The 25,835-nt window shown below is 42.0% G+C and carries 25 protein-coding genes; 1 reads left to right on the forward strand and 24 read right to left on the reverse strand.

What is annotated here, in order from left to right; all coding sequences use genetic code 11:
* Positions 1–53: 53 nt before the first annotated feature.
* Together ACQKNS_RS04420 and ACQKNS_RS04425 are read right to left on the reverse strand one after the other, a co-directional pair.
* Positions 54–1,142: a BMP family lipoprotein gene (locus ACQKNS_RS04420; protein ID WP_427641374.1), complete on the reverse strand. Its 1,089-nt coding sequence runs from the start codon at positions 1,140–1,142 to the stop codon at positions 54–56.
* Between the two features lie 159 nt (positions 1,143–1,301).
* Positions 1,302–2,027 (reverse strand): GntR family transcriptional regulator, encoded by a 726-nt coding sequence (locus ACQKNS_RS04425; RefSeq protein WP_427641375.1) that lies wholly within the window; start codon positions 2,025–2,027, stop codon positions 1,302–1,304.
* A 305-nt stretch (positions 2,028–2,332) separates the two neighbouring features.
* On the opposite strand from ACQKNS_RS04425, the gene ACQKNS_RS04430 reads away from it, so the two are divergent.
* Positions 2,333–2,632: a DUF6509 family protein gene (locus ACQKNS_RS04430; RefSeq protein ID WP_427641376.1), complete on the forward strand. Its 300-nt coding sequence runs from the start codon at positions 2,333–2,335 to the stop codon at positions 2,630–2,632.
* 31 nt (positions 2,633–2,663) lie between these two features.
* Here ACQKNS_RS04430 and ACQKNS_RS04435 read toward each other — a convergent pair whose 3' ends face one another.
* The 22 genes from ACQKNS_RS04435 to nusA form a co-directional block, all read right to left on the reverse strand.
* Positions 2,664–4,994, reverse strand: a complete 2,331-nt coding sequence (locus tag ACQKNS_RS04435) for a DNA translocase FtsK (RefSeq protein WP_427641377.1) — start codon at positions 4,992–4,994, stop codon at positions 2,664–2,666.
* A gap of 223 nt (positions 4,995–5,217) precedes the next feature.
* The gene (locus ACQKNS_RS04440; RefSeq protein WP_427641378.1) at positions 5,218–5,463 is read right to left on the reverse strand and encodes a YlzJ-like family protein; all 246 of its coding nucleotides are present in this window, start codon (positions 5,461–5,463) and stop codon (positions 5,218–5,220) included.
* Positions 5,460–6,209, reverse strand: coding sequence for a ClpP family protease (locus ACQKNS_RS04445; protein ID WP_427642130.1), 750 nt, complete (start codon positions 6,207–6,209; stop codon positions 5,460–5,462). The genes ACQKNS_RS04440 and ACQKNS_RS04445 overlap by 4 nt, the downstream gene beginning before the upstream one ends.
* Before the next feature lie 125 nt (positions 6,210–6,334).
* A complete protein-coding gene (locus tag ACQKNS_RS04450; RefSeq protein WP_427641379.1) occupies positions 6,335–8,005 on the reverse strand; it encodes a ribonuclease J in 1,671 nt (556 codons plus the stop codon).
* A gap of 284 nt (positions 8,006–8,289) precedes the next feature.
* Complete coding sequence (gene dapA / locus ACQKNS_RS04455; protein ID WP_427641380.1) at positions 8,290–9,159, reverse strand: 4-hydroxy-tetrahydrodipicolinate synthase; 870 nt, start codon at positions 9,157–9,159, stop codon at positions 8,290–8,292.
* Positions 9,160–9,206: 47 nt separating this feature from the next.
* The gene (dapG, locus tag ACQKNS_RS04460) at positions 9,207–10,433 is read right to left on the reverse strand and encodes an aspartate kinase (protein ID WP_427641381.1); all 1,227 of its coding nucleotides are present in this window, start codon (positions 10,431–10,433) and stop codon (positions 9,207–9,209) included.
* A 105-nt stretch (positions 10,434–10,538) separates the two neighbouring features.
* Positions 10,539–11,594 (reverse strand): aspartate-semialdehyde dehydrogenase, encoded by a 1,056-nt coding sequence (asd, locus tag ACQKNS_RS04465; protein WP_427641382.1) that lies wholly within the window; start codon positions 11,592–11,594, stop codon positions 10,539–10,541.
* A 212-nt stretch (positions 11,595–11,806) separates the two neighbouring features.
* Positions 11,807–12,409, reverse strand: coding sequence for a dipicolinate synthase subunit B (locus tag ACQKNS_RS04470; protein ID WP_427641383.1), 603 nt, complete (start codon positions 12,407–12,409; stop codon positions 11,807–11,809).
* A complete protein-coding gene (dpaA, locus tag ACQKNS_RS04475; RefSeq protein ID WP_427641384.1) occupies positions 12,406–13,308 on the reverse strand; it encodes a dipicolinic acid synthetase subunit A in 903 nt (300 codons plus the stop codon). Before dpaA ends, ACQKNS_RS04470 begins: the two co-directional genes overlap by 4 nt.
* Before the next feature lie 203 nt (positions 13,309–13,511).
* Positions 13,512–13,781, reverse strand: coding sequence for a YlmC/YmxH family sporulation protein (locus ACQKNS_RS04480; protein ID WP_192204062.1), 270 nt, complete (start codon positions 13,779–13,781; stop codon positions 13,512–13,514).
* 161 nt (positions 13,782–13,942) lie between these two features.
* On the reverse strand, positions 13,943–15,169 hold the full coding sequence (locus ACQKNS_RS04485; RefSeq protein WP_427641385.1) for a M16 family metallopeptidase: 1,227 nt from the start codon (positions 15,167–15,169) through the stop codon (positions 13,943–13,945).
* A 46-nt stretch (positions 15,170–15,215) separates the two neighbouring features.
* On the reverse strand, positions 15,216–16,175 hold the full coding sequence (locus ACQKNS_RS04490) for a polysaccharide deacetylase family protein (protein WP_427641386.1): 960 nt from the start codon (positions 16,173–16,175) through the stop codon (positions 15,216–15,218).
* A 157-nt stretch (positions 16,176–16,332) separates the two neighbouring features.
* Complete coding sequence (gene pnp, locus ACQKNS_RS04495; RefSeq protein WP_427641387.1) at positions 16,333–18,450, reverse strand: polyribonucleotide nucleotidyltransferase; 2,118 nt, start codon at positions 18,448–18,450, stop codon at positions 16,333–16,335.
* Positions 18,451–18,769: 319 nt separating this feature from the next.
* Positions 18,770–19,039, reverse strand: coding sequence for a 30S ribosomal protein S15 (gene rpsO, locus ACQKNS_RS04500; RefSeq protein WP_053345367.1), 270 nt, complete (start codon positions 19,037–19,039; stop codon positions 18,770–18,772).
* Between the two features lie 135 nt (positions 19,040–19,174).
* Entirely contained in the window at positions 19,175–20,125 is a 951-nt protein-coding gene (gene ribF / locus ACQKNS_RS04505; RefSeq protein ID WP_427641388.1) for a bifunctional riboflavin kinase/FAD synthetase, read from the reverse strand.
* A gap of 33 nt (positions 20,126–20,158) precedes the next feature.
* Positions 20,159–21,079, reverse strand: coding sequence for a tRNA pseudouridine(55) synthase TruB (gene truB, locus ACQKNS_RS04510; protein WP_427641389.1), 921 nt, complete (start codon positions 21,077–21,079; stop codon positions 20,159–20,161).
* Positions 21,080–21,233: 154 nt separating this feature from the next.
* Positions 21,234–21,602, reverse strand: coding sequence for a 30S ribosome-binding factor RbfA (rbfA, locus tag ACQKNS_RS04515; protein ID WP_034313607.1), 369 nt, complete (start codon positions 21,600–21,602; stop codon positions 21,234–21,236).
* 17 nt (positions 21,603–21,619) lie between these two features.
* Entirely contained in the window at positions 21,620–21,901 is a 282-nt protein-coding gene (locus ACQKNS_RS04520) for a DUF503 domain-containing protein (RefSeq protein ID WP_057913375.1), read from the reverse strand.
* Complete coding sequence (gene infB / locus ACQKNS_RS04525) at positions 21,898–24,054, reverse strand: translation initiation factor IF-2 (RefSeq protein WP_427641390.1); 2,157 nt, start codon at positions 24,052–24,054, stop codon at positions 21,898–21,900. The genes ACQKNS_RS04520 and infB overlap by 4 nt, the downstream gene beginning before the upstream one ends.
* Positions 24,055–24,073: 19 nt before the next feature.
* The gene (locus ACQKNS_RS04530; protein ID WP_061144653.1) at positions 24,074–24,379 is read right to left on the reverse strand and encodes a YlxQ family RNA-binding protein; all 306 of its coding nucleotides are present in this window, start codon (positions 24,377–24,379) and stop codon (positions 24,074–24,076) included.
* 4 nt (positions 24,380–24,383) lie between these two features.
* Positions 24,384–24,659 carry an RNase P modulator RnpM gene (rnpM, locus tag ACQKNS_RS04535; RefSeq protein WP_061462443.1) on the reverse strand — a complete coding sequence of 92 codons (276 nt, stop codon included), beginning with the start codon at positions 24,657–24,659 and terminating at the stop codon, positions 24,384–24,386.
* 15 nt (positions 24,660–24,674) lie between these two features.
* Positions 24,675–25,805: a transcription termination factor NusA gene (gene nusA / locus ACQKNS_RS04540; protein WP_076366463.1), complete on the reverse strand. Its 1,131-nt coding sequence runs from the start codon at positions 25,803–25,805 to the stop codon at positions 24,675–24,677.
* Positions 25,806–25,835 lie beyond the last annotated feature (30 nt).

Genomic DNA, 25,835 nt, shown 5'->3' on the forward strand with positions numbered 1-25,835 from the left:
AAAAGAAAGAATAGAGGGCAAGTCTGCCTCCCTATTCTTTCTGGCATTACAGTTTATAAACCAAGTTTTTCGAATTCTTCATCCGTTCCCGGAACTACGAATTCACCTGATTTAATTTTTTCTGTCCACTCTTCGACCGCTTTTAAAGATTCTTCTGTTACGTTATCTTTTGTATCGGAAATGCCTACACCATTTTCTTCGATACCGTACTCAATTACTTCTCCGCCTGGGAAGTTTCCTTCTTTCGCTTTCTCGGAAAGGTCTTTAACTGCTACGTCAACACGTTTTAGCATGGAAGTCAGTGTGATATTGTCATCAGTTCCCGGAACTGCCCCTAATTTAGCTTGGTCGCTGTCTACACCGATAACATAGATTTCTCTCTTAGGATCTTTTTGCTTTTGCTCAACAGCTTCAGTGAATACACCTTTTCCAGTTCCTCCAGCAGCATGGTAAATGATATCGATACCAGAAGAATACATGGAGCCTGCAGTGGATTTACCGATATCAGCTTTATTGAAATCTCCGGCATATTTAACTTCAACTTTCGCATCAGGATTTACAGATAAAACCCCAGCCTTAAAGCCAACTTCGAATTTCTTGATTAATTCAGATTCAACTCCGCCGATAAAACCGACCTTGTTTGTTTTCGTTTGCAACCCGGCAATTACACCTACAAGGAATGAACCTTGCTGCTCTTTAAAATTAATGCTGGCTACGTTCTTTTTATCAACAACGGTATCCACGATAGCAAAGTGTGAATCCGGACGTTGGTCAGCCACTTCACCAACAGATTCAGCTAAAAGAAAACCGATGCCATAGATTAGTTGGTAATCTTCACGTACAAGCGTATTCAAGTTTTTAGCGTAATCGGCATCAGATTTAGATTGCAGGTAGTTATAGCCATCTTTACCTTTTTCCAGACCGTTATCCTTACCGAATTCCTGAATGCCCTTCCAAGCGGATTGGTTGAACGACTCGTCATCCACGCCGCCAGTATCAGTTACCATCGCAACTGTGAAGTTATCTTTGTTTTTCCCATTTGAAGATTCTTTATCATCATTCTCTGAATTACCACATGCCCCTAGTAGCGTACCGGCTGCAAGAACAAGTGAAAGAGCTAGACCTAATTTGCGCTTTTTCAATTTTTATCCCCCTAATTTACATAGTTTTTTGAGCAGGAATGTTCTGAAAAGTCATTTATGTTTGCGTTTTCACTTCTCGTTAATTTTTTTTGCATACGTTTGATTTGCCTTTTACAAAATCAAAACAAACGCTTGCATTCACGTATGCAGAGCAGAGGCCTACACACGTTTACGAAGAACATGAAAGCTGAACATATTGGCTTTAAAGTAGTTAACAGAATACAGGATAGGCTGGTCCCAATCATCCAGATGCATCTGCTTTAGAACGAGTAGTGCGGCTTCTGGAGAGCATTTAAGGATAGGAGAAACTTTCTCATGATATCCAATAGGCTCAATCTCCGCTACGGCATGCGTAATTTTCCGATGCGCATCTCTTTCCAAAATATCAAAAAGCGATTCATCATTACGATCAAAATTTTCTGATAGTATAGATTCAGGAATTTTGTCAATGCAGTAGACAACTGGCTCCCCATTCGCTGTCCTTACCCGCTCGATGATGACGATGCGTTCATCTGCCGAACAAGAAAACCTGCGTATATCCTCTTCTGTAGGTTCTTGGGCCGTCGAGCTTAAGAAAATCGTACCCGGATTCATTCCTGCCTCTTCAATCATGTTCGTGACACTTTTTAATTGCTCGATACCTGAAGTGAACCGAGGTTTCGGATTGACGAAAGTCCCAACTCCATGGCGGCGAATGATGATGTTTTCTTCTTCTAAAATTCGCAGCGCTTCTCGAAGTGTCGCCCTACTCACTCCCAATTTTTTTGCAAGATCGAATTCTGAAGGGAATTTTTCATTTTCCTGATAGACTCCTGCTTCAATATCCTGCTTCAGGTAATCAATGACCTGCAAATATAAATGTCGACTATCTGATTTTATTGACATACAGTTTCCCCCAGCTAATTTCTTAAGACATCAGACCTCTGATGTTGAATCATTCCTACTAATCGAAAATAATATAACATTTTTTTTGATATAAATAAATAGTGTTTTACTATTTACTTTAAAAGAATTTAGGAAAAATTACCCTACCCTGTGTCTTTCAATCTAGATATGGACGCGGAATTTGTACGATTATTCTCCTAAATCAGATAAAATTCATTTTGAACATGCAAAATGAATGCCGCTCTGTTCAAGATGATGTTTTCCTGTATAATAGGATTTATCTTCTTTGAAGGGATGTACACAAGATGTTAAAGATTACAGAATACACGATCGAAAAATTGAATGATCCATTTGGTATTTTGTCCGGGGAACGTTACGAGTTGTTCTTGGATATTGAAGTGCCTGAAGAGGATGAGCTCTTTTCAGAAAATGGTTTATATATCCGGGTGCTTTTTGCAGTGGAAGAACAAATAGGCAAATTGATTAAATATGATATTTTTGAAAAAGGTAATGAAGTCGCACTCGAATTCGATTTAGAAGAAGATGAAGAAGCGATGATTACCGACTTCTGCCATAAACATTTAGACGAGGCGATGAATAATTAAAAAACCGGGCTGCTGCCCGGTTTTTTTTTACCTATGATGAATGCGCTTCATCCTGTTCATCTTTAGTGACCAATACATTCCGTGGTTTACTGCCTTCATACGGACCGACAATTCCCCTCGCTTCCATTTCATCAATCAATCTCGCTGCCCGCGTATAGCCAATCCGGAAGCGGCGCTGCAGCATGGAAACAGATGCAGTCTGCATTTCTACGATCAAGGACACGGCCTCCCCGTATAAATCATCTTCGACTTCACCATTTGAAGTTTCTGCAATTTCATCCGGTATCATCTCTTCGTTATATTGTGCTTTTTGCTGTGAAATGACATATGTGACAACTTCCTCGACTTCATTGTCGGATAAAAAGGCCCCTTGGACGCGAACCGGCTTTGAAGCTCCTGAAGGCAGGAAGAGCATGTCACCCCGGCCTAACAGTTTTTCGGCTCCGCCCATGTCAAGGATCGTTCTCGAGTCGGTCATTGATGAGACACTAAAAGCAATCCGAGAAGGGATGTTAGCTTTAATGACCCCTGTAATTACATCCACGGATGGCCGCTGTGTGGCAATTATCAAGTGGATGCCCGCAGCCCGTGCCATTTGTGCAAGCCGTGTGATGGCATCTTCTACATCATTTGAGGCGACCATCATCAAATCCGCCAGCTCATCGACAATGACTACGATATAGGGCAAGAGCGGTTGTTTGGCATCTTCTTCAATGTTATACCGGTTAATATAATCATTGTAGCCTTCAATATTACGGGTGCCGGAATGGGAAAATAGTTCGTAGCGCCTTTCCATTTCACTGACCACTTTTTGCAAAGCCTGTGCTGCTTTCTTTGGATTGGTCACTACAGGTGCGAGCAAGTGGGGAATTCCATTATAGACATTCAACTCCACCATTTTTGGATCGATCATCATCATTTTCACCTCATGCGGTTTTGCCCGCATCAGAATACTCGTGATAATTCCGTTGATACAAACGGATTTCCCGCTGCCGGTGGCACCAGCCACTAGTAAATGCGGCATTTTATTAAGCTCCGCCTTAACCGCTTCACCAGAAATATTCCGTCCTAAGCCTATTTGCAGTTTTGCGTCAGGCTTGTCAACTTCTTTGGCCTCTAAAACTTCCCTTAATGACACCATTGCCACTTCGGAGTTAGGCACTTCAATACCGATAGCCGATTTTCCGGGAATTGGAGCTTCAATCCTAATATCCTTTGCGGCAAGTGCAAGTGCCAAGTCATCGGATAGGCTGACAATTTTACTTACCTTCACCCCTACATCCGGATGGACTTCATATTTGGTTACGGCTGGGCCTAAATGAACTTGAGTGACCCTCGCTTTCACTCCAAAGCTATGAAAGGTGCGCTCAAGTTTAGCCGCATTTTCATGGATCAATTGGTACTCACCGCTTTGGTCAGTCTTTTTGGGCTGCAGTAACAAAGAAAGAGGCGGTAAAAGATATTCTTTATTCTCCACTTCCGTAAAATTCATAGGCGGAACGGCGTCATCCTGTTCCTCTGCACTTTCAGCTGCAGGTTCCGTCGTTACGGGAATTATTTCGTTTTCGTCGCTATACGCTTTATCAGCAAAACTGGAAATGATCCGTTCAGTCGCCATTTGCTGTGTTTCCTCTTCTTGATGAAGGGGCTGATCGGTTTCCTCCACCGGATCGTTTTCCCGTTTCTTCTTTTTCACGGTATTCTTCTTCTTTTCCTTTTTGTCGTCATTCCATGTTTTCATATCATCTCTGAATGCGGACCATTGCTTTTTGAAAAAGCCGCCAAGACCCATGAAAAACTTCCCGAGGGTTTCACCTAACGTTTTCCCGGTCAATAGGACGGCACCTACAATGATAAAAAGGAATGAAACGATTTTTGAACCAGCTTCGTCGAATAAAAAGTATGAGGCTGCAAATAATATCGCTCCAATCATACCGCCCCCAAGATCCTTTGTGCTGGCCTTGCCGGTCACTTCCATCCAGAATAGTTCCCATGTATTAGAAATGACGCTTGGCTTCGTGAACGGTCCTCCATCTGCAAGCATGTTAAAAAGTGTCACATGACTTAGCAGGAGCATGCTCGCGACAAGAAAGTACATCCCTACGAATTGCCGTTTTAACAGGTAAGGGACCTCCCTCTTTATCATCAAATAGAAGCCGGCTGCAATTGCTCCCAACAAAAAGAGGATATACCATTCCCCCATGAAGAAGCGGATTAAAAAGACCGTCCCGTTTCCCACTGCTCCAAGCTTGGCAATGGCGATGATGGCCAAACCTATTAAAGTGAGGCCGATCAATTCATATTTAAGCGTTAGTTTTAACTTCTCTGTACTATTCTTTTTTCTTCGTTTCTTCTTTGCCATCATATCACCTGATTCTTCATGAAACTATTCTAACTTTCCTATTCAACATCACTACATGATTTCCCTTCTCGAAACAAATGTTCGCTCACTGATTATATCAAATATAGATGAACCTGTCCTTGATATATATACCATTTATTATTTAGACGAACATTTTGCCCATATAATGAATAAAGCAGCCAAGGCGGCTGCTGATTTTCATTCCAGTATATCATAATTTACCTCAGTTAGTCGTTTTTACTATATGATTCATCTGTTCGAACACATTTATGACAGCCCCCGGCTGAATGTGTACATTCATGTAATCTTCAGGATCCGTGCTTACAATTCGATCGATGCGAAACGTGCGGCCGCCGTCATGTTCAACCATTACATGTACACCATTATAGATCATCTCTATTAAATTTGCCGTCTTCTCATGATGGTGAGGGAAAATGATTTCTTCAGGAACGATCGTATAAAGCGTCATTGCAGAAGCCCCTCCTCTTCCCCGGCACTTTTTAGCCTTCTTTCTTCCATGAAGCTATTCAGTTTTCTCATGGCCTGGCCAACTCCACCTACATCATCGATCATACCGATTTCAACAGCCTCGGCCCCGATTACATTCGTGCCGATATCACGGGTTAAATTTCCTTTAGCAAACATTAAATCCTTAAAACTTTCTTCCGTAACGTTGGAGTGCCGCGTAACAAATTTAATGACTCTTTCCTGCATTTTATCCAAGTATTCAAAGGTTTGAGGCACGCCAATGACTAGCCCTGTCAAACGAATGGGGTGAATCGTCATCGTTGCTGTTTCTGCTATATAGCTATGGTCACACGAAACCGCAATCGGAACACCGATCGAGTGCCCGCCCCCAAGAACAATCGAGACGGATGGCTTTGAAAGGGAAGCCAGCATTTCTGCGATGGCCAGTCCCGCTTCGACATCTCCTCCGACTGTATTTAAAATAACAAGCAGTCCCTCTATATTGGGATTTTGTTCAATTGCCACAATTTGCGGAATAACATGTTCATATTTGGTCGTTTTATTTTGAGGCGGCAGCTGCATATGTCCTTCAATTTGTCCAATGATCGTCAAACAATGGATTTTTGAGTCCTGTGATAGTTGCGGAACATTAGTAGCCCCCAGCTGCTGGATCTTTTCGATTAAAGTTGAATTCTTACCTTCCTGCTTGCCTTCATTTTCATTTGGTAATGGTGCATTATCCACTATGCCAACCCCTTTCTCTTAAGCCTATAGCTTTATTATGTCTCGAGTCTCTGACTTCATTCTTCAAGATAAAAGTGGTTTGACACATAAAAAAGAACCCCTGACTGTTTAAACCAGGGGTTCCTTACTTAATATTCCATGATTATTGGTAAAATCATTGGGCGGCGTTTCGTTTTTTCATAGAAGAATTGGTTTAACGCATCACGCATTTCCTGTTTCAGCGTGGACCAATCAAAAGGTTGGCGCGAGCCATTTTTCTTTACGATTTCACTCACTATTTCAGTTGCTTCCCCAATCATTTTTTCAGATTCGCGAACATATACGAACCCCCTTGAAATGATTTCAGGTCCTGCTGCAATGCTTTTATCTTGACGGTTCAACGTGACCACCACAATCAAAATGCCATCTTGGGATAACAAGCGCCGATCACGAAGGACGATATTGCCCACATCTCCAACGCCGCTGCCATCTATCAAGATATTTCCCGCAGAGACTTTGCCGGAAAGACCCATTTTATTGCCCTTTAGTTCGATGACATCACCTTTTTCGGCAATTATGATGTTTTCACGTTCAATTCCCGCAGCAACCCCAACTTTTTGATGGGCATATAAATGGCGGTATTCCCCATGGACAGGGATCAAGAATTTTGGATTCATCAAATTAATCATCATTTTAAGTTCTTCCTGGCTGCCATGCCCTGTTACGTGCACTTTATATTTATTTGCAGATACTACTTCAGCACCTACCCTGTAAAGCAAATCGACGGTTTTGGATAAAATAAGTTCGCCGCCCTGTAGCGGAGATGCACTGATCAAAACTGTGTCTCCCTTTTTGATCGTTACCTGCTTGTGGGTCTGTTTTGCCATTTTTTGAAGTGCCGCAATGGGCTCTCCCTGATGACCTGTCGATAACACGACGATTTCACGGTCGTCATACTTGCTAATTTCATTAATCGGGATTATCAGCTCTTCTTCGACCTTTAAGTAGCCAAGGTTCAAGGCTGTTTCATAAACGCGTTGCAGGCTTTTTCCTACAACTGCCACTTTTCTGCGACTTGCTGTTGCAGCATTGAAAACATGTTGAATCCTGTTGATGTTCGAAGCGAAGCACGCTACGATGATCCTTCCGGAGGCTGCATGAAAAACCTCTGTAATATCTTTGGCCACAACGGCTTCCGATGTCGTATAACCCGGCCTCTCGGCACCGGTACTATCCGAAAGCAAGCATAGGACACCTTCTTCACCGATACTAGCCATTTTACCGATTTCCGGTTTATATAAATCTGTTGCTGCTTGATCGAATTTGAAATCTCCAGTATAAACGATTGCACCTTCACGAGTGTGGATCACGACTCCGACGGAATCGGGAATACTATGGTTTGTCCGGAAAAAGGACACGGCTGCTTGAGGGAAACTCAAAAGAGAATCAGAATCGATTTCAGTGAATGTTGCCCTGCCGTTAAAGCCATCTTCTTTTAATTTCGTTTTGATTAAAGCTAGTGTAAGCTTTGTTCCATAAACAGGTGCCGGTAAATATTTCAAGACATAAGCAAGCGCTCCCATATGGTCTTCATGACCATGGGTAATGAAAATCCCCTGCACCCGTTCCTTATTATCCATCAAGTAAGAAATATCAGGGATAACCGCATCGATTCCGAGCATTTCGTCTTCTGGCAGCATTAATCCTGCATCAAGAAGATAGATGTCCTCGTTCACCTCAACGACGTACATATTTTTACCAAGTTCCCCTTGTCCTCCAAGAGAAATGACTTTTATTCCATTATTTTTATCTTTACCCAATCGAATATCCTCCTTAAAAAATCCCGTTCATAATTTCCCAATGAATTCATTATAACCGATGTTCAAAAAACATGACAACACTTACCATTTTCAAAGGGACTTTTTCATTTCATTCAAAAAAACAACCTATTATGTAAGAGATCCTTTGTACTTTTATCCAGTTCCGATTGATAATAAAAAAAATTCAAATATTTTCATCCCGAAATCGGAAAGGATATCCCATTCATATACATCATTATGTAAAAACAAGCCAATCTTCAACGATCAGCTTGTTCCTTGTCTTTTTATTTATTTAATACTTTGGTTAATGCAAGGCGCTCCTGTTCCGTCAATGGCACGATTGGAAGTCTCACCGAGCCAACGTCAATCCCTTTTAACTGAAGCGCTGTTTTGACTGGTGCAGGGCTTGGTGCCGCAAACAAACCTTTTATAAGCGGCAACAGTTCCTGATGCAGCCTGGCTGCCTCTTTCAAATTCCCGCTGATGAAGGCCTCCACTATTTTCTGCAACTCATTACCAGCAATATGTGAAGCAACCGAAACTACACCCACACCCCCAATCGCCAATACTGGGAGTGTTAAAGCGTCATCCCCACTATATAACGCAAAATCTTCATCCGTGCCGGCAATGATTTGGGTCATGGCGTTTAAATCCCCGCTCGCTTCCTTAACGGCTACGATATTAGGAATTTTTGAAAGGCTGATGATCGTTTCCGGTTCAATGTTAATCGAAGCGCGCCCAGGGATATTATATACCATGACAGGGAGAGTCGTACTAGCTGCGATTGCCTTAAAATGCTGGTACAGACCTTCTTGATTCGTTTTACTATAATATGGGGCCACCAGCATTATCGCATCGGCACCATTTTGTTCCGCTTTTTTTGTCAACTCGATGGAAGCATACGTATTGTTGCTTCCTGTACCCATGATGACGGGCACACGTTTATCAACAACCTTTGAAACATGACGCAATAACGCAATTTTTTCCTCCGAAGATAATGTCGGAGATTCCCCTGTCGTTCCCGAAATCACAAGCGAATCGGTTCCATTCGTTAATAAGTAATTAACCAATGAAGTCGTCTTTTGAAAATCGACATTTCCCTTGCCATCGAAAGGGGTGACCATTGCGGTTGATACTCTACCAAATATCATCATCTAACACCTCTTTAATTTTTAAAACCTTTATTCATAAAAAAACCAGATCATTGGACTTCCCTTTCATGCAATTGAAATGCATAGTGCAGGGAATTAACAGCTTCTATTAAATCTTCCTCTTTTACGAGTACCCAAATTGTCGTATGGCTATCCGCTGACTGGAGAATGGCAATTTCCTTTTCGGAAAGCGCTGTGACAATCTTCGCTGCAACGCCTGGCACTCCATTTATTCCTGCACCGACTACAGAAACCTTGGCACAATTTCTTTCAATGACTGGTTCATGACCAAGCTCGGCCAAAATCGAGAGGGCAAGTTCTGTCATCTCTTCCGAAACGGTATACACTACGCCGCTTGGATATATATTTATAAAGTCCACTGAAATAGAGGCATTGGCCATTGCTTTAAAAACTTCTGCCTGTAGATTATATTGATCTTTTTTCGCACGGACCTTGATTTGAGTGATCTTCGGTACATGGGCAATCCCGGTCACGAGCCTTTCACGTATATCACTGCCCTGGCTTCCCTTGTTCATGCTTGTAACAAGGGTCCCCAAACCTTCGCTGTATGTTGATCTTATCCGGATCGGGACTTTCGCCTGCATCGCAATTTCAACAGCTCTCGGATGAATGACCTTCGCACCTTGATATGCCATATTGCAAACTTCTGTATATGAAACGATTGATAATGGACGAGCTTGATCGGCAATACGTGGATCTGCCGTCATGATTCCATCCACATCCGTAAATATATCGACCCGTTCAGCTTGCAATGCGGCACCTAGTGCAGCGGCTGAAGTATCACTTCCACCACGGCCGATGGTCGTGATGTCCCCGTTTTTAGCCGCTCCCTGGAAACCAGCTACAACGACTACATCCTTTACCTCAAGCTCTTTCATCAGACGGTCGCATTTCATTTCGATAATTTTCGCACTTGAATAGTCGGTATTCGTCAAGAATCCCGCTTGGGCTCCAGTATAAGCGACCGCATCAATACCATGTTCCAAAAGCATGTTCGTAAATACGACTGATGATATCGTTTCTCCAACTGACATAAGTAAATCCTGTTCCCGTTTTGAAAGGCTGGCCTTCGCTCCATTTACTAGGGAAAGCAAGGTATCCGTTGCATAAGGATCGCCTTTTCTTCCCATTGCTGAAACCACAACCACCACTTTATAGCCTTCTTTAAGCGCATGTTCAATATGCCCCTTGGCAAATGAACGGCTTTCCTCATCGCGAACGGATGTCCCGCCGTACTTCTGGACGATAATTTTCATAATATGCACCCCAAATATAAGCCAGCTTCCCAATCCGGGAAGCTGACAAAAACTCTCTATCCTATTGGAATTTCATTTTTTATCTAGTTCATTAAAAATAAATTATTACTTAACGGTAACCAAACCTAATTTTAAAAGGCTCTCAGCAATTTGAACGGAATTCCAAGCTGCTCCTTTTAATAGATTATCGGAAACCACCCATAAATGGAAGCCTTTATCTTCATCCAAATCTTTGCGAATCCGACCGACGAATACATCATTCTTGCCGACGGATGAAGCAGGCGTAGGATAAACTTGTTGTTCCGGTTCATCTTCTAACACTACTCCAGGTGCCGTTTGCATTAAATCTTTGATTTGGGAAGCCGCTATGCCTTCTTTTTCAACTTCAATGTATACAGATTCCGAATGACCTGTTACAACAGGAAGCCTCACGCAAGTTGCAGCCACTGGAAGATCTTGCATATGCATGATTTTCTTTGTTTCATTAATCATTTTCATCTCTTCGAATGTGTACCCGTTATCTTGGAATTTATCGATTTGGGGAATGACGTTAAATGCGATTTGATAATGCTTTTCGTCCCCTTTTACCGGTAAAATCTTCGGATCTATTTCTTTTTCATCAAGCAAGTCGCGAGCCTGTTCCTTTAATTCATTTATCGCTGCTGCACCTGCACCCGAGACAGCCTGATAGGTGGAAACAACAATTTTTGATAAACCGTATGCCTTGCGGATAGGTTCTAATGCCACAACCATTTGGATAGTTGAACAATTCGGGTTTGCAATGATCCCATTATGCTGTTTCAAGTCTTCTTCATTTACTTCAGGAACGACTAGCGGAACATTTTCATCCATGCGGAATGCGCTCGTATTGTCCACTACTATCGCACCGCGTTTCACTGCTTCTGGAGCCAATTCCTTAGACACGCTTCCTCCAGCACTGAATAAAGCGATATCGATGCCTTCAAAGCTTTCAGGTTTTGCTTCCTGCACTTCGATTTCCTCGCCCTTAAACGTAAGTTTGATTCCAGCGGAACGAGCCGATGATAAAAAGATGATTTTCTTTATCGGTAAGTCCCTTTGTTCGAGTGTTGAAATCATTTGTTGTCCTACTGCTCCAGTTGCTCCCACAACTGCAATACGCAATCCCTGTGTCTCAGTCATTTATCCATACTCCTTTTCTATCTCTTAAAATAGTTATTTATTGGATTTACTGCTTCTTGTTCAGAATATCATTTATTTTATCACATTAACATTCCAAAGGGTCGCACTTTAACAAAATATTCTGGTAGTGGAGTGGTTTTTCATAACTTCAACCTACAAATTTATGCATATATGTCAGTCGTTAGAATGCAGGATGGAGGCAGAAATAATTGTTAGACTAAATCATCCTTGAACCTTTCGACGATGACAGGCTGAATCTGTTCCCTTTCCAGTGCAGATATGATCGTATCCCTTATCATGCTCATCCTTGCAACCATGGAACTTGGTTTGCCTGTGGGATTATCCTGGCCATATGGTACGAAATAAATATCCTTTGCAGCCATCAGCCTCATTAGATTGACACCATTTAACCCAAGTGCATCATTCGTTGATATCGCGACCACTACTGGACGGTGATTTCTCATCGTCGCTTTCGCAGCCATAAGTACTGGCGAATCGGTAAGAGCATTTGCCATCTTACTCATTGAGTTACCCGTTAAAGGAGCGATCACCATGCAATCAAGTGGCAATTTAGGTCCTAAAGGCTCCGCTTTGACGATTGTATCAACGACATGATTCCCCGTCAATTTTTCTATTCTTTCGACCCAATCCTCGCCCTTTCCAAAACGGGTTTCCGTGTTTTGAACTGTGGATGTTACGATCGGAATGACTTCTGCCCCTTCATCTACAAGTTTTTCTATTTCCGGGAACACTTCATCATATGTGCAATGTGATCCTGTTAATCCGAAACCAATCCGTTTACCTTTGAGACTCATATCTTTTTCCCCTTCCTTTTCGTGAACTCGCCCTGTATCAATAGTCCCAGTGCATTCGCTAATATCTGACCAGCTGTTTTCGGGGCAACTATACCCGGCAGGCTTGGTGCCAACAGCGCCTTAATTCCCCTTTTCTCAGCGTAACGAAAATCCGTCCCCCCCGGTTTTGAAGCAAGGTCGATGATTAATGTATGAACGGGCATTTTGGCTATAACTTGTGCGGTAATTATCGGAAAAGGAATCGTATTGATACATATATCAACATTTTTCATTTCAGCAGCAAGATCATTTAAATGAAAAGGGGCTAATGCCATTTCACTGATTCTCGCAATATCTTCGCTTTTTCTTGCCCCCACCTTCACTTTTGCTCCCAGTGCATGGAATGACCGGGCTACACTCATACCGACCCTTCCCAGTCCGAGAACGGCAACATTCGATCCATGGATCGTGAAATCCGTATGTTGAATGGCCATCATGATCGCCCCCTCAACAGTTGGAATCGAATTATAAATAGCCACATCATCACGTTCGAACAATAGTACGAGTTTGCGATCCACTTTCTTGAATATCTCATCGAGGTAATCGTTACTGATTCCTGCATAAAAGGTGCAATGTGCCGGGGTCTTTTTTATCATTTCTTCAGTTAAAACAACCTCTTCACTGGAAAAAATCGTTTCTACTTTCCCATCTGAATCCGTGCCCCGGACAGGTAAAATAACTGAATCTAGTTCCTTGAAATTTATATCCTCCATTTTTTCCTTAACCGCTCCGGTAAAAGCATGGTCGAGCTGTTCAAAACCTACCAATAATAGCTTTGCATCAAGCTCCGTCAGTTTACGGACAACTTCAAGCTGACGCGCATCTCCACCAATTACAGCGATTTGCATGCCTGTGAGCATTAGAACCGTCACCTTCTTTATATAAAAGATCCTAAACATTCCTTGCCCTGTGATACAATCCCTTCAGGAAGCAATTCGGTTTTTGCTACATTCTCTAGTTACCCTGCCATCTTATGTTTTTAGTTAAAAAACGGTGATAAGAAATCAAAAAACGCCTTAGCTATTGCCAGCTAAGGCGTTTTTTGATTTCATTTCGAAAAATCTTATCCGTCCATTTGCTCTCCATCTTTTAGTGAAAGTCCTTCTTGAAAATCAATGATGACCATATCCGCACCGATTTTTTTTATGTGATCCCATGGCACTCTTATTTCACTGCCACTCCTTAAAAGGCCGAACCATTTGACAGATGGGATGATCAACGAGGTAATTTGTCCAGTTTCATCTATTTCCAAATCCGTCTGACCAAGGATTCCTAACCTTTCCGCCCTATTCACATCGACTATTTCCTTACCGCTCAATTCGCTTAACCTCAAATTTGGTTCCCCCTTTTTCGCCTTCTATTCAATCTATATCCGAAAAAGGTAAACTTAGAAGGCATTTATCCAAATATTGTCCAAAACACTGGACCCTCCCATATTCAAAGAAAAAAGCCTGCCCTCCCTTTAATAAAAGGAAGGTTCAGGCTCAGTCGTTATTATTTGTCCCAGTTTTCCAGCGGGCTCACTAATGACAAGGAATGTTCCGTAAAGATCTGATTTGCCAATTCATTGACCGTATCCTCCGTCACTTCGTCAATCTTGATGATGATATCATCAAGTGTACGGTGCTCACCCAACATCAGCTCATTTTTTCCATTCCGGCTCATGCGGCTATTCGTGCTTTCAAGGCTGAGCATTAAACTTCCTTTAAGTTGCTCTTTACTATTCCGTAATTCCTTTTCCGTAATGCCATCCCTTTTTAGAGTATCCAATGTTTCCTGAATGGTTTCATACAGGCTGTCGAGCTGATTTGTGCCTGTCCCCCCATATACTGTCACCATTCCGCTATCTTGATAGCTGGAATGATAGGAATAAACGGAATAGGCAAGGCCGCGTTGCTCCCTGACATCCTGGAATAGGCGGCTACTCATGCTTCCTCCAAGAATATTATTTAAGGTAATCAGGCTGTATGTTTTATCATTGCCGATTTCCAACCCTTTGTAACCAAGGCATAAGTGGGCTTGTTCCGTATCTTTTTTACGAGTGATCCTATTTTCATGGAAGGAAGGTTTGACCAATTCAAGTCGCTCTTCCCCTCCTTGATACGAGCCAAAGTAGTTTTCGACTTCCTGAATCAATTTTTCATCCACATTCCCAGCGATGGACACTACTACTTTATCTGGTGTATACATGTCATGAACGTATTTTTTTAATGTATCACTATTAAAGGTTTCAAGCGTATTTTCCGTCCCAAGTATAGGATAGCCAAGGGGATGGTTTTCATATACCGCCTTGCTTAAAAGGTCATGTACAATGTCATCTGGTGTGTCTTCGTACATTTTGATTTCTTCGTACACGACATTTTTTTCTTTTTTCAATTCTTCCCCATCAAATGTTGAGTTGAAGAACATATCAGCAAGGATTTCAAGCGCATAGCTTGCATGATTATCCATTACTTTAGCATAGTAGCATGTATATTCTTTAGAAGTGAATGCATTCACCTGTCCGCCAATACTATCGAACGATTCGGCGATTTCACGCGCATTTCTCGTAGTTGTCCCTTTAAAGAACATATGCTCCAGGAAATGTGAAACCCCATTCAATTCTGGTGTTTCATTTCTTGAACCTGTTTTGATCCATACTCCAATGGCTGCTGAGCGTACAGTTGGAATATTTTCCAATACAATTCTTACTCCATTTTGACACGTGTATTTCTTAATCAACTAACATTCCTCCCAATCATTCTATGCTGATATCGTTACCAATGTTTTATGGATTCGATCGCTCTTCATCTACTGCTTCCGAAACGGTAACAACATCTAAATCTTTCTTTTTTATTTCAATTATTAACGTCTCCAATGATTTTGCAGTAGATTCCGTCGGATGCATCAATATAAATGCTCCAGGGTGTATCTTAGAAAGCACTCTTTGTTGAAGGACTTCAGGGCTTGGCTTTTGCCAGTCGATCGTATCCACACTCCACATGGCGGTCTCCATACCGAAAGAATCCGCGATTTTCACCGTTTCATCCCGGTAGCTTCCACTTGGTGGTGCGAACCATTTCATTTTCAAACCTGTCACCGCTTCAATGACTTCATTCGTTTTTCGAATTTCCTCGCGTGTAGCTTGTGCGGATATGTTTTTCATATCGGGATGTGAATAAGAATGATTTCCAATTTCATGCCCGCCGCCCTTTATCATCTTGGCCAAATCAGGATTGTTCTTGGTCCAATTCCCTTCAAGGAAAAAAGTGGCCTTGACATTATTCTTTTTTAACACAGCCAACATATCTTGTAAGTATTCATTCCCCCAGGCCACATTGATTAAAAATGAAACCACTGGCTTTTCCGGGTGAGCCCGGTAAATCGGGGCCGGATCCAGATCCTCCATATGAATCTTTGCAGGGACCTGCTTAAATACCAGCTTATCCTTATCGAACACGCCCTCCTTCTTCATGGCTTTATACGATTCATCAATATTTACCTTCAGGCCGTTATATGCAGGAACGGTTTTCCAAACAGAATCTATTCGTGCATCCTGTGGTGCAATCTCATATTTTTTTGTTGATTCTTTTATTTGTAAAAGAAGCTCGTCTTCTTGCTTCATTGAAGCAACTGAATCATTGGTTAATTGGGTCAAATAAACTTGTGTATATGGATTTTGCACTAATAACCATGATATACCTGCAATGGCACTTATCGCAACTATCTGCTTCCATTTATTATTCATTTTTTACGCCCCCTTCATACCAAAATGTATGAAGAAAACGGACAAGGTAGAACATGGCATGCATATAACGCCTACGCAATATGGATATCGCAATACTTTTCAAACAAAAAAAGCATGCAGATTCACAAGGAATCGCATGCCGGATTTTCATTTTCCATTACGATTGAGAAGGGTTCGCTGCCTCTTTTTGCTCTTTCAAGACCGCTTTACGGGAAAGGTTTACCCTTCCTTGCTTATCGATCTCAGTAACTTTGACCAATAATTCATCTCCAAGTGAAACGACATCTTCCACTTTTCCGACTCTTTCCTCAGCCAGTTCGGAAATATGTACCAAACCGTCTTTACCATTGAAGATTTCAACGAAGGCACCGAACTTTTCGATACGTTTAACTTTACCTAAGTATAGTTCGCCCACTACGACTTCACGTACGATATCCTCAATGATTTTCTTCGCCTTTTGAATCATTGGCTCATCAGTAGAAGATATGAATACCGTTCCATCCTGTTCGATGTCGATTTTCACGCCAGTTTCTTCAATGATTTTGTTGATATGTTTTCCGCTCGGTCCAATTACATCACGGATTTTATCCGGATTGATGGACATTGTAACGATTTTTGGAGCATATTTGGATAACTGCTCACGCGGTTGATTGATTGTTGACATCATTGATTCCAAAATATGCATCCGGCCATGTTTGGCTTGTAGTAAAGCTTCTTCAAGAATCTCTCTTGAAAGACCCTCAATCTTAATATCCATTTGTAGGGCAGTAACACCTTTTGAAGTCCCTGCGACTTTGAAGTCCATGTCTCCCAGATGATCTTCCATACCTTGAATGTCCGTTAAGATTGTATAGTGCTCACCTGTTTTGACAAGACCCATAGCAATACCGGCAACTGGTGCTTTCAATGGGACACCGGCATCCATCATCGCCAAAGTGCTTGCACAGATACTTGCTTGTGATGTTGAACCGTTTGATTCAAGGACTTCAGAAACAAGTCTGATTGTATATGGGAAGTCTTTATCGTTTGGAATGACAGGCTCCAATGCTCTTTCACCAAGTGCACCATGACCGATTTCACGGCGTCCTGCCCCACGGATAGGGCCAGTTTCACCAACACTGAAATGCGGGAAATTATAGTGGTGCATAAAACGTTTTGACTCTTCGGTACCAAGTCCGTCCAGAATCTGCACATCACCAAGTGCACCTAATGTACAGATGGATAGGGCCTGGGTTTGTCCACGCGTGAACAATCCGGAACCATGAGTACGTGGCAGAATCGTAACTTCTGATGATAATGGCCTGATTTCGTCAGGATTACGGCCATCCGGACGCACTTTTTCTTCCGTGATTAAACGGCGGACTTCCGATTTGACCAATTTATTCAGGATTTCTTTGATTTGCTTTAATTTTTCTTCATCTGTTTCTTCTTCATAATGAACCAACACACGATCTTTTACTGCTTTGATGGCGTCTTCACGAGCATGTTTTTCCTGAACTTGTACAGCTTTGTTCAAGTCTGCTTCACAAAGTCCTTTCACTTCTGCTTCCAGTTCAGCATCCAGTTGATATAAAGTGACCTGCATTTTTTCCTTGCCGATTTCAGCAACGATTTTCTCTTGGAATGCAATGATCTTCTTGATTTCATCATGACCAAACATGATTGCTTCAAGCATGGTTTCCTCTGGTACTTCATTTGCTCCTGCTTCAACCATGTTGATAGCATCTTTAGTGCCGGCAACCGTCAGATTGATATCACTTTTGGCTAGTTGGTCAACAGTAGGGTTAATAATGAATTCATTATTGATTCTCCCCACTACAACCCCAGCAATTGGACCTTCGAACGGAATATCGGAAACTGAAAGTGCAAGGGAAGAACCTAGCATGGCTGCCATTTCCGTAGAGCAATCTTGATCGACACTCATGACCATGCTGATGATCTGAACATCGTTCCTGAAGCCATCTGCGAAAAGCGGACGGATCGGACGATCGATTAAGCGGCTTGCAAGAATTGCCCTTTCACTTGGTCGTCCTTCACGTTTGATGAAGCCTCCCGGAATTTTTCCGACTGCATAAAGTCTTTCTTCATAATTCACTGTCAAAGGGAAGAAGTCGACATTTCTAGGTTCCTTTGAAGCTGTCGCAGTACTTAATACAGCAGTTTCTCCATAACGGACTAAAACTGCCCCGTTCGCTTGTTTGGCTAATTGCCCTATCTCTACCGTTACATTACGGCCGGCCCAGTCAAATGAATACGTATGTTTTTCCTGTCCCATTTATTAAACCCCTCTCTGAATCTTCACTTAGAGGCTTAGTTTACCTAAACCTGTATTGGATTAAATCATTTATATGTGAAAGTAACTGAACTCGAGTTAAAACCAAACTATTCCTATTATGCACGAAAAAAACAAGCATTAACAGTAAAATGAATAAAAATTTCATTCATTTGATTATGTATATCCTTATCATTTATAAATGGAAAAGGACCCGGCTACTGCCGAGTCCCAAGGACGAAGGCCCAGCCTTAAGTAGAACACGTCCAAATCATTTGATTAACATCAAAAAAGCGGGAAATTTCCCGCCTTCCTGAAAAAATTATCTACGTAGACCTAATTTGTTAATTAGTGTACGGTAACGAGTAACGTCTTTGTTACGTAGGTAAGTTAAAAGATTACGACGTTTACCTACCATTTTTAGAAGACCGCGACGTGAATGGTGGTCTTTTTTGTGTGTGCGTAAGTGACCGTTCAAGTTGTTGATTTCTTCTGTTAATACAGCGATTTGAACTTCTGGAGATCCAGTGTCAGTATCGTGAGTTCTGAACTCAGCGATAAGTTCGTTTTTGCGTACTTGTGTAATTGCCATGTTATTATTCCTCCTAAAATTCTGTAAAATCACCTATTACCGAGCCAGCGTCGGAGTCTCGACTAGCCAAGCAATGGTTATTTTCATACATACAATAGAATACATGTTTTTCATTAAAATTGCAAGTCTTGTCTTTTATGCTTCAAGCTTTGCAAAATAGGCTATTGCATTTTGCTTATCCGTTTCAATCTGAGCGACCAATGCTTCAAGTCCGGAAAACTTTTGTTCACTCCGAAGTCTTGTATGCCATTCCACCGATACCTGGTTGCCGTAAATATCTCCCGAGAATTCCAATGCATGAACCTCTACAGTGGGATACTTAGGCTTTTCTTCGTGGAACGTAGGTTTGTAGCCTACATTGCACACTCCATTATACCATTTACCGTTTATTTTAATCCTGACGGCATATACGCCTGCAGCCGGGAAGATATAATCGTCACTTACTTCAATATTAGCGGTGGGGAAACCAAGCTTCCTGCCCCTTTTTTCACCGTGAACGACATGCCCCTTCGTTAAATAGCGGCGGCCGGCTAAATGATAAAAGTCGGAAAAGTTTCCATTAGCGAGCGTTTCCCTGATTCTCGTCGAGCTAACCTTTTCATCTTCAAGTGTCTGTTTTTCAACGACTGTCTGCGAAAACCTTCCCTGTGCGTAAACAGGCAAATCTTCCATCGACCCTTGACCATAGCGGCCGTATGAATAATCAAAGCCGGCAACTACGTGACGGACATTCAGCCCGGCAATATATTCGTCAACGAACCGTTCCGGAAGTACCGAAGCAAATTCCTTGCTGAAATGGACAATGAATAAATAATCGATCTCCATCGACTCTATGATATCCACCTTATCTTCAAGTGGAGTGATATAGCGGATATTTTCCGTTTTCCTACCCAATACTGCAGAAGGATGCGGGTCAAATGTCATGACTGCTGACTTAAGATTCATTTCATCGGCTTTTTTCTTGGCGGTTTGAATAACAATCTGATGACCTTTATGTATCCCATCAAAAAATCCAAGCGCCATTACAAGCTCGGGAAAATCATCTGAATTAAATTGATGAGGATGCTCTATTGCGATCACTTTCACCTTTCAATCTCCTCTTTCCGGCGGTAAAACGGTCTATAATTCTTGTGCCAATACTTTTACAGGTTTAATTAATCCCTCTTTTGTCGGATGTATTTGATAAATGGCAATGGCCTTATCTGCTGAATCGACCATCACAAAAGGCTTCCCTTTTTCGCCAACAACATCCTTTGTTTGTTCCAATACCGCACCGTTAAGTACTTTCTTTGCTACTTTATCACTAATCTGAAATTTGGGCAAATGAAATAATCCCCGCTCCAAAGGCAACAAAAATTCATCCGTTTGTCCGCTTTCCGTGAACGCTTCCACTTCAGCAAATGTGAAACAGTCTTCCTGCTTAAACCCTGCTGATTCAATACGCGTCAATTCTGACATATGGGCAGGAAAACCCAGTTCTTCACCCATCATGACTGCAAGCGTCCGAATATACGTTCCTTTGCTGCATTTGACGCGAAAACGAAATGAAATGGTTTCCCCTTTAAATTCAGAACGATCATCGAGAAGGGTAATTTCATAGATGGTGACCTCCCTTGTCGGCCTCTCCACTTCTATCCCTGCACGGGCATATTCATATAGCTTCTTCCCATTTACTTTTACCGCTGAAAACATCGGCGGCGTCTGTTCAATTTTTCCAGTCAATGATTCCAGCACCTCAAGAATACGTTTACGCTGAATCACTTGGTCAATCTTTTTCTCTTCCACTTTTTCACCGCTCGCGTCTTCCGTTGTCGTTGAAAAACCAAGGGTCACTTCCCCTTCATACGCTTTACCGGCTTCTGTCAAATATTCGGCTATCTTAGTTGCCCTGCCAATGCAAATAGGCAAAACCCCTGTTACATCAGGATCTAAAGTACCTGTGTGCCCAACCTTTTTTGTCTTTAAAATCTTTCTTAATCTAAAAACACAATCATGGGATGTCAATCCCTTTGGTTTCCATAATGGAAGAATACCGTTCACGCTTTCACCTCATCATTTATAAAACACCTTAAACCACTATCATAAAGCAAAATGAATTCTCATTCCGAAAGGTGTTTTTCCTTTTTCAAAAAAAAGGAGACCGACTTCAAGAAGTGCAAAGCACTTGTTGAGTCGGCCTCCTTTTACTGCTTGCTTATTCCTCGTCTTTTTCAGCCGGTTTATCCTCTGAATTGATTTGGGAAATCAATGACTCGATGCGATTACCATAATCGACCGATTCGTCAAATTCAAAAAACAGCTCAGGGGTTTTGCGAAGGCGGATTCTCTGCCCAATTTCTGAACGCATGAATCCTTTCGCCTTAGCAAGACCTTGCAGGGTCTTCTCCCTTTGTTCCTGGTCACCCAAAACGGAAATATAAACTGTTGCCTGTTGTAAATCGCCTGTAACGGCAACATCCGTCACTGTTACAAATCCGATTCTTGGATCTTTAATTTTTCGGCCGATAATTTCACTCAGCTCTTTTTTCATTTGTTCGCCAACACGATTTGAACGAAGGCTCATAATATCACCTCGATAGCCTAAAGCCAGTCTATATCTGTTATTGTTCGCTCTAGTTCCGGAAAAGAATCTAGAAATTTAAGGGCATTTTGAAGTTCCCGTTCAGTAGCCTTCCTAGAGGATGTTACGGTTACGATAGTAATCTTTGTCCGCTGCCATAAATCCTGAAAATCGGTCTCTGCTACAGAAATATTGAACTTTTGCTTTAGCCGTGTCATGACACGCTGAAGCACGGCCCTTTTTTCTTTCAATGAATGGGTGTCATGGATGATGCATTCACATTGGACAGAGCCAACGATCATTTACGTTCGATCTCTTCCATTACAAACGCTTCAATTACATCGCCTTCTTTAAGGTCGTTGTAATTTTTAATCGTAATACCGCACTCATAGTTCGTTGCCACTTCTTTTACATCATCTTTAAAACGTTTCAATGCATCAATTTCACCTTCGTAAATGACGACACCTTGACGAATTAAACGAATTCCGCTATCACGTGTAATTTTTCCTTCTGTAACGTAAGAACCGGCAATCGTACCTACTTTGGATACTTTGAAAGTCGTACGAACTTCAGCCTGACCGATAATTTTTTCTTCGAATTCAGGGTCAAGCATCCCTTTCATAGCCGACTCGATCTCTTCGATCGCTTTATAGATGATGCGGTGAAGACGGACATCAACATTTTCTGATTCAGCCGCACGTTTCGCATTCACGTCAGGGCGGACGTTAAATCCGATGACGATTGCATTAGAAGCTGTAGCTAAGATGATGTCAGACTCTGTAATGGCACCGACGCCAATGTGTATGATTTTAACTTTAGCGCCTTCCACTTCTATTTTATTCAGGGAAGCGGCTACTGCTTCCGCAGAACCTTGAACATCTGCTTTTAGAATGATGTTCAATTCTTTAATTTCCCCTTCTTTCATTTGTTCGAATAACGTATCTAGGGTTACACGGGATTTCTCATTACGTTGAGAAGCAAGTTGTCTCTGTGCACGCACTTCCCCAACTTGACGGGCCGTTTTCTCATCTTCAAAGACGATGAAACGATCGCCAGCCTGTGGCACTTCGTTCAATCCAGTGATTTCAACCGGTGTTGAAGGACCTGCATCCTTAACACGGCGTCCAAGATCGTTGACCATGGCACGAACACGTCCGAATGTATTACCGATAACAATCGGATCACCGATTTTCAACGTTCCGTTTTGAACAAGCAATGTGGCAACAGATCCGCGCCCTTTATCCAAACGTGCTTCGATAACCGTTCCATTTGCATTACGAGCTGGATTCGCTTTATACTCCTCCACTTCACTGACAAGAAGAATCATTTCAAGCAAGCTATCGATACCCTCACCGTTTTTAGCTGAAATTGGTACGAAAATTGTATCTCCGCCCCATGCTTCAGAAACTAAACCATGTTCTGTCAATTCCTGCATGACACGGTCCGGATTGGCAGCCTCTTTATCCATCTTATTGACAGCGACGATAATTGGAACTTCTGCCGCTTTGGCATGGTTGATCGCTTCAATCGTTTGAGGCATGACACCATCATCTGCAGCGACGACAAGAATGGTGATATCGGTAACCTGTGCACCGCGGGCACGCATTGTTGTAAACGCGGCATGACCTGGTGTATCCAAGAAAGTTATTTTCTTATCGTTCACTTTAACTTGATATGCACCGATATGCTGAGTGATTCCGCCAGCTTCGCCTTCAGTAACTTTTGTATGGCGTATAGAATCAAGCAATGTCGTTTTACCATGGTCAACGTGTCCCATGATCGTCACGACAGCCGGACGTTCAATCAAATCTTCCGAAGCGTCCTCAGTGACAAGTGATTCAAGGTCTGTTAGGTCGACACGAATCTCTTCTTCGGCTAATACACCGTATTCCGCACAAATCAATTCAATTGCATCTTTATCCAAAGTTTGGTTGATTGTTGCCATAACACCTAGCATAAAGAGCTTTTTAATGATTTCAGAAGGTTCACGGTGAAGTTTTTTTCCAAGTTCCATAACCGTCAAAGACTCATAAAACGTAATTTTCTCTGGAAGTTCTCTTTCTTTACGTTTTGTAACAGGTGCCTGAGGCGCTTGTTGTCTTTGTTTATTATTTTTATTCTTGTTATTGCGACCCTTTTGAAACTGACCTGTTGGTTTTTTCGTACCTACAGGTTTAACTGGTGGTTTCTTCTTCAATTTTTCTTTATTGACTGTGCTCTTTTCATCCGCTTCAGCTTCGTACTTCGCGACCGTAGCGTTAGCTTTTGGTTCAGCGGCTTGGCTTTTATCTTCGTTTTTAGGTTTGATTGAATCGTTTAATTTATTTACAGTTGAATCGTCTAATGCTGTCATATGGTTTGTTACCTCTATATTCATTTCTTTAAGTTTATTTATTACATCCTTGCTTGAAACGTTCTTTTGTTTTGCATATTCATATACACGCAATTTTGTCATACGTTCACCCCCGTAAAATTTAATCGAGCAGCGTTCGGAGTTTTTGTGCAAAACCTTCATCCAGAACTGCGACGGCAACTCTAGCATCCTTACCTATCGCATGGCCGAGCATTGACCTGCTTTCGACTCTTTTTAAAGGAACCTGATAAAATGCGCACTTATCAGATATTTTTTTTTCAGTGTTTTTTGAAGCGTCCGCGGATAAAATAACAACTTTGGCATTACCGCTTCTAATCTCTTTAACCACTAATTCTTCACCCGAAATTAGCTTGCGTGCTCGATTGGCCAAACCTAATAGAGACATCCATTGTTGTTGTTGGGTCATGTTGTTAGTTTTTCTCCTTATTCACTAATTCAAGCAATTGTTCATAAAGGGAAGAATCGATTTGGGTACTAAGGTGATTAGCCAGCACATTTTTCTTTTTGGCCAGCTCGATAACATCCCGATCAAGAGTCAAATAAGCTCCCCTTCCCGATTTTTTTCCGGTCGGATCAAGGCTGACTTCCCCTTCTTTAGATCGAACGATGCGAATGAGTTCTTTCTTTGGCTTCATTTCACCTGTTGCCACACATTTACGCATCGGGATTTTTTTTCGGCTATTCATCTTTTTCACCTCGAATTACTCGTTATCCTCTTCGAAATCTGTTTCCTCTTCAGTAACATAACTATCTCTGCTTAAAAGGAATTCCTGTTCTTCCACAGGATAAATACCAGCTTCGCGGGCTTCCGTTTCACTCTTGATATCAATTTTCCAGCCTGTAAGCTTGGCAGCTAAACGGGCATTTTGTCCACGCTTACCAATTGCCAGGGAAAGTTGATAGTCCGGAACGATTACAGTCGTCGCCTTTTCCTCTTCTTTAACAATAACTTCAAGTACTTTTGAAGGGCTTAAAGCATTCGCAACGAATATGACCGGATTCTCCGACCATTTAACGATATCGATCTTTTCACCTTTCAATTCATTGACGATCGCCTGGACACGCTGTCCTTTTTGGCCTACACAAGAACCGACAGGATCGACTTCTTCGTTATCGGAGTGCACGGAAATTTTTGAACGGTCGCCTGCTTCGCGGGCAACTGACTTAATTTCTACTGTTCCATCAAAAATTTCTGGCACTTCGATTTCGAATAAACGTTTTAAAAGACCTGGGTGTGAACGGGATACAAAAATTTGCGGGCCCTTGGAAGTCTTTTCAACTTTAGTGATGAAAACTTTAATGCGGTCATGAGGTTTATACTGTTCATTCGGCATTTGCTCATTCACCGGGAGCAAAGCTTCGATTTTACCTAGGCTCACATAAATGAATCGGGAATCCTGGCGTTGAACGATGCCAGTCATGATATCCTCTTCACGATCGATGAATTCGGCATAAATGATGCCCCGTTCAGCTTCACGCACTCTTTGAGTGACGACTTGTTTTGCTGTTTGTGCAGCAATACGGCCGAAATCCTTAGGTGTTACTTCCATTTCGACAATATCCTCTAACTGATAGTTGGGATCAATTGCTCTTGCTTCTTCAACAGAAATTTCCAGACGTGAATCGAATACTTCGTCAACAACGTCTTTTCTGGCAAATACACGCATAGTTCCTTTACCAAGATTCAAGTCGATACGTACATTTTGCGCTTGGTTAAAGTTACGGCGATATGCCGATATAAGGGCAGATTCAATCGCGTCGATCAAAACCTCCCTGGAAATTCCTTTTTCGTTTTCTAAAATATAGAGAGCATCCAATAACTCATTGCCCATGGTGATCCCCCTTACGGATATTTAAATTAA

It is taken from the genome of Peribacillus sp. NPDC094092, from assembly GCF_050279365.1.
Taxonomy (GTDB): Bacteria; Bacillota; Bacilli; order Bacillales; family DSM-1321; genus Peribacillus.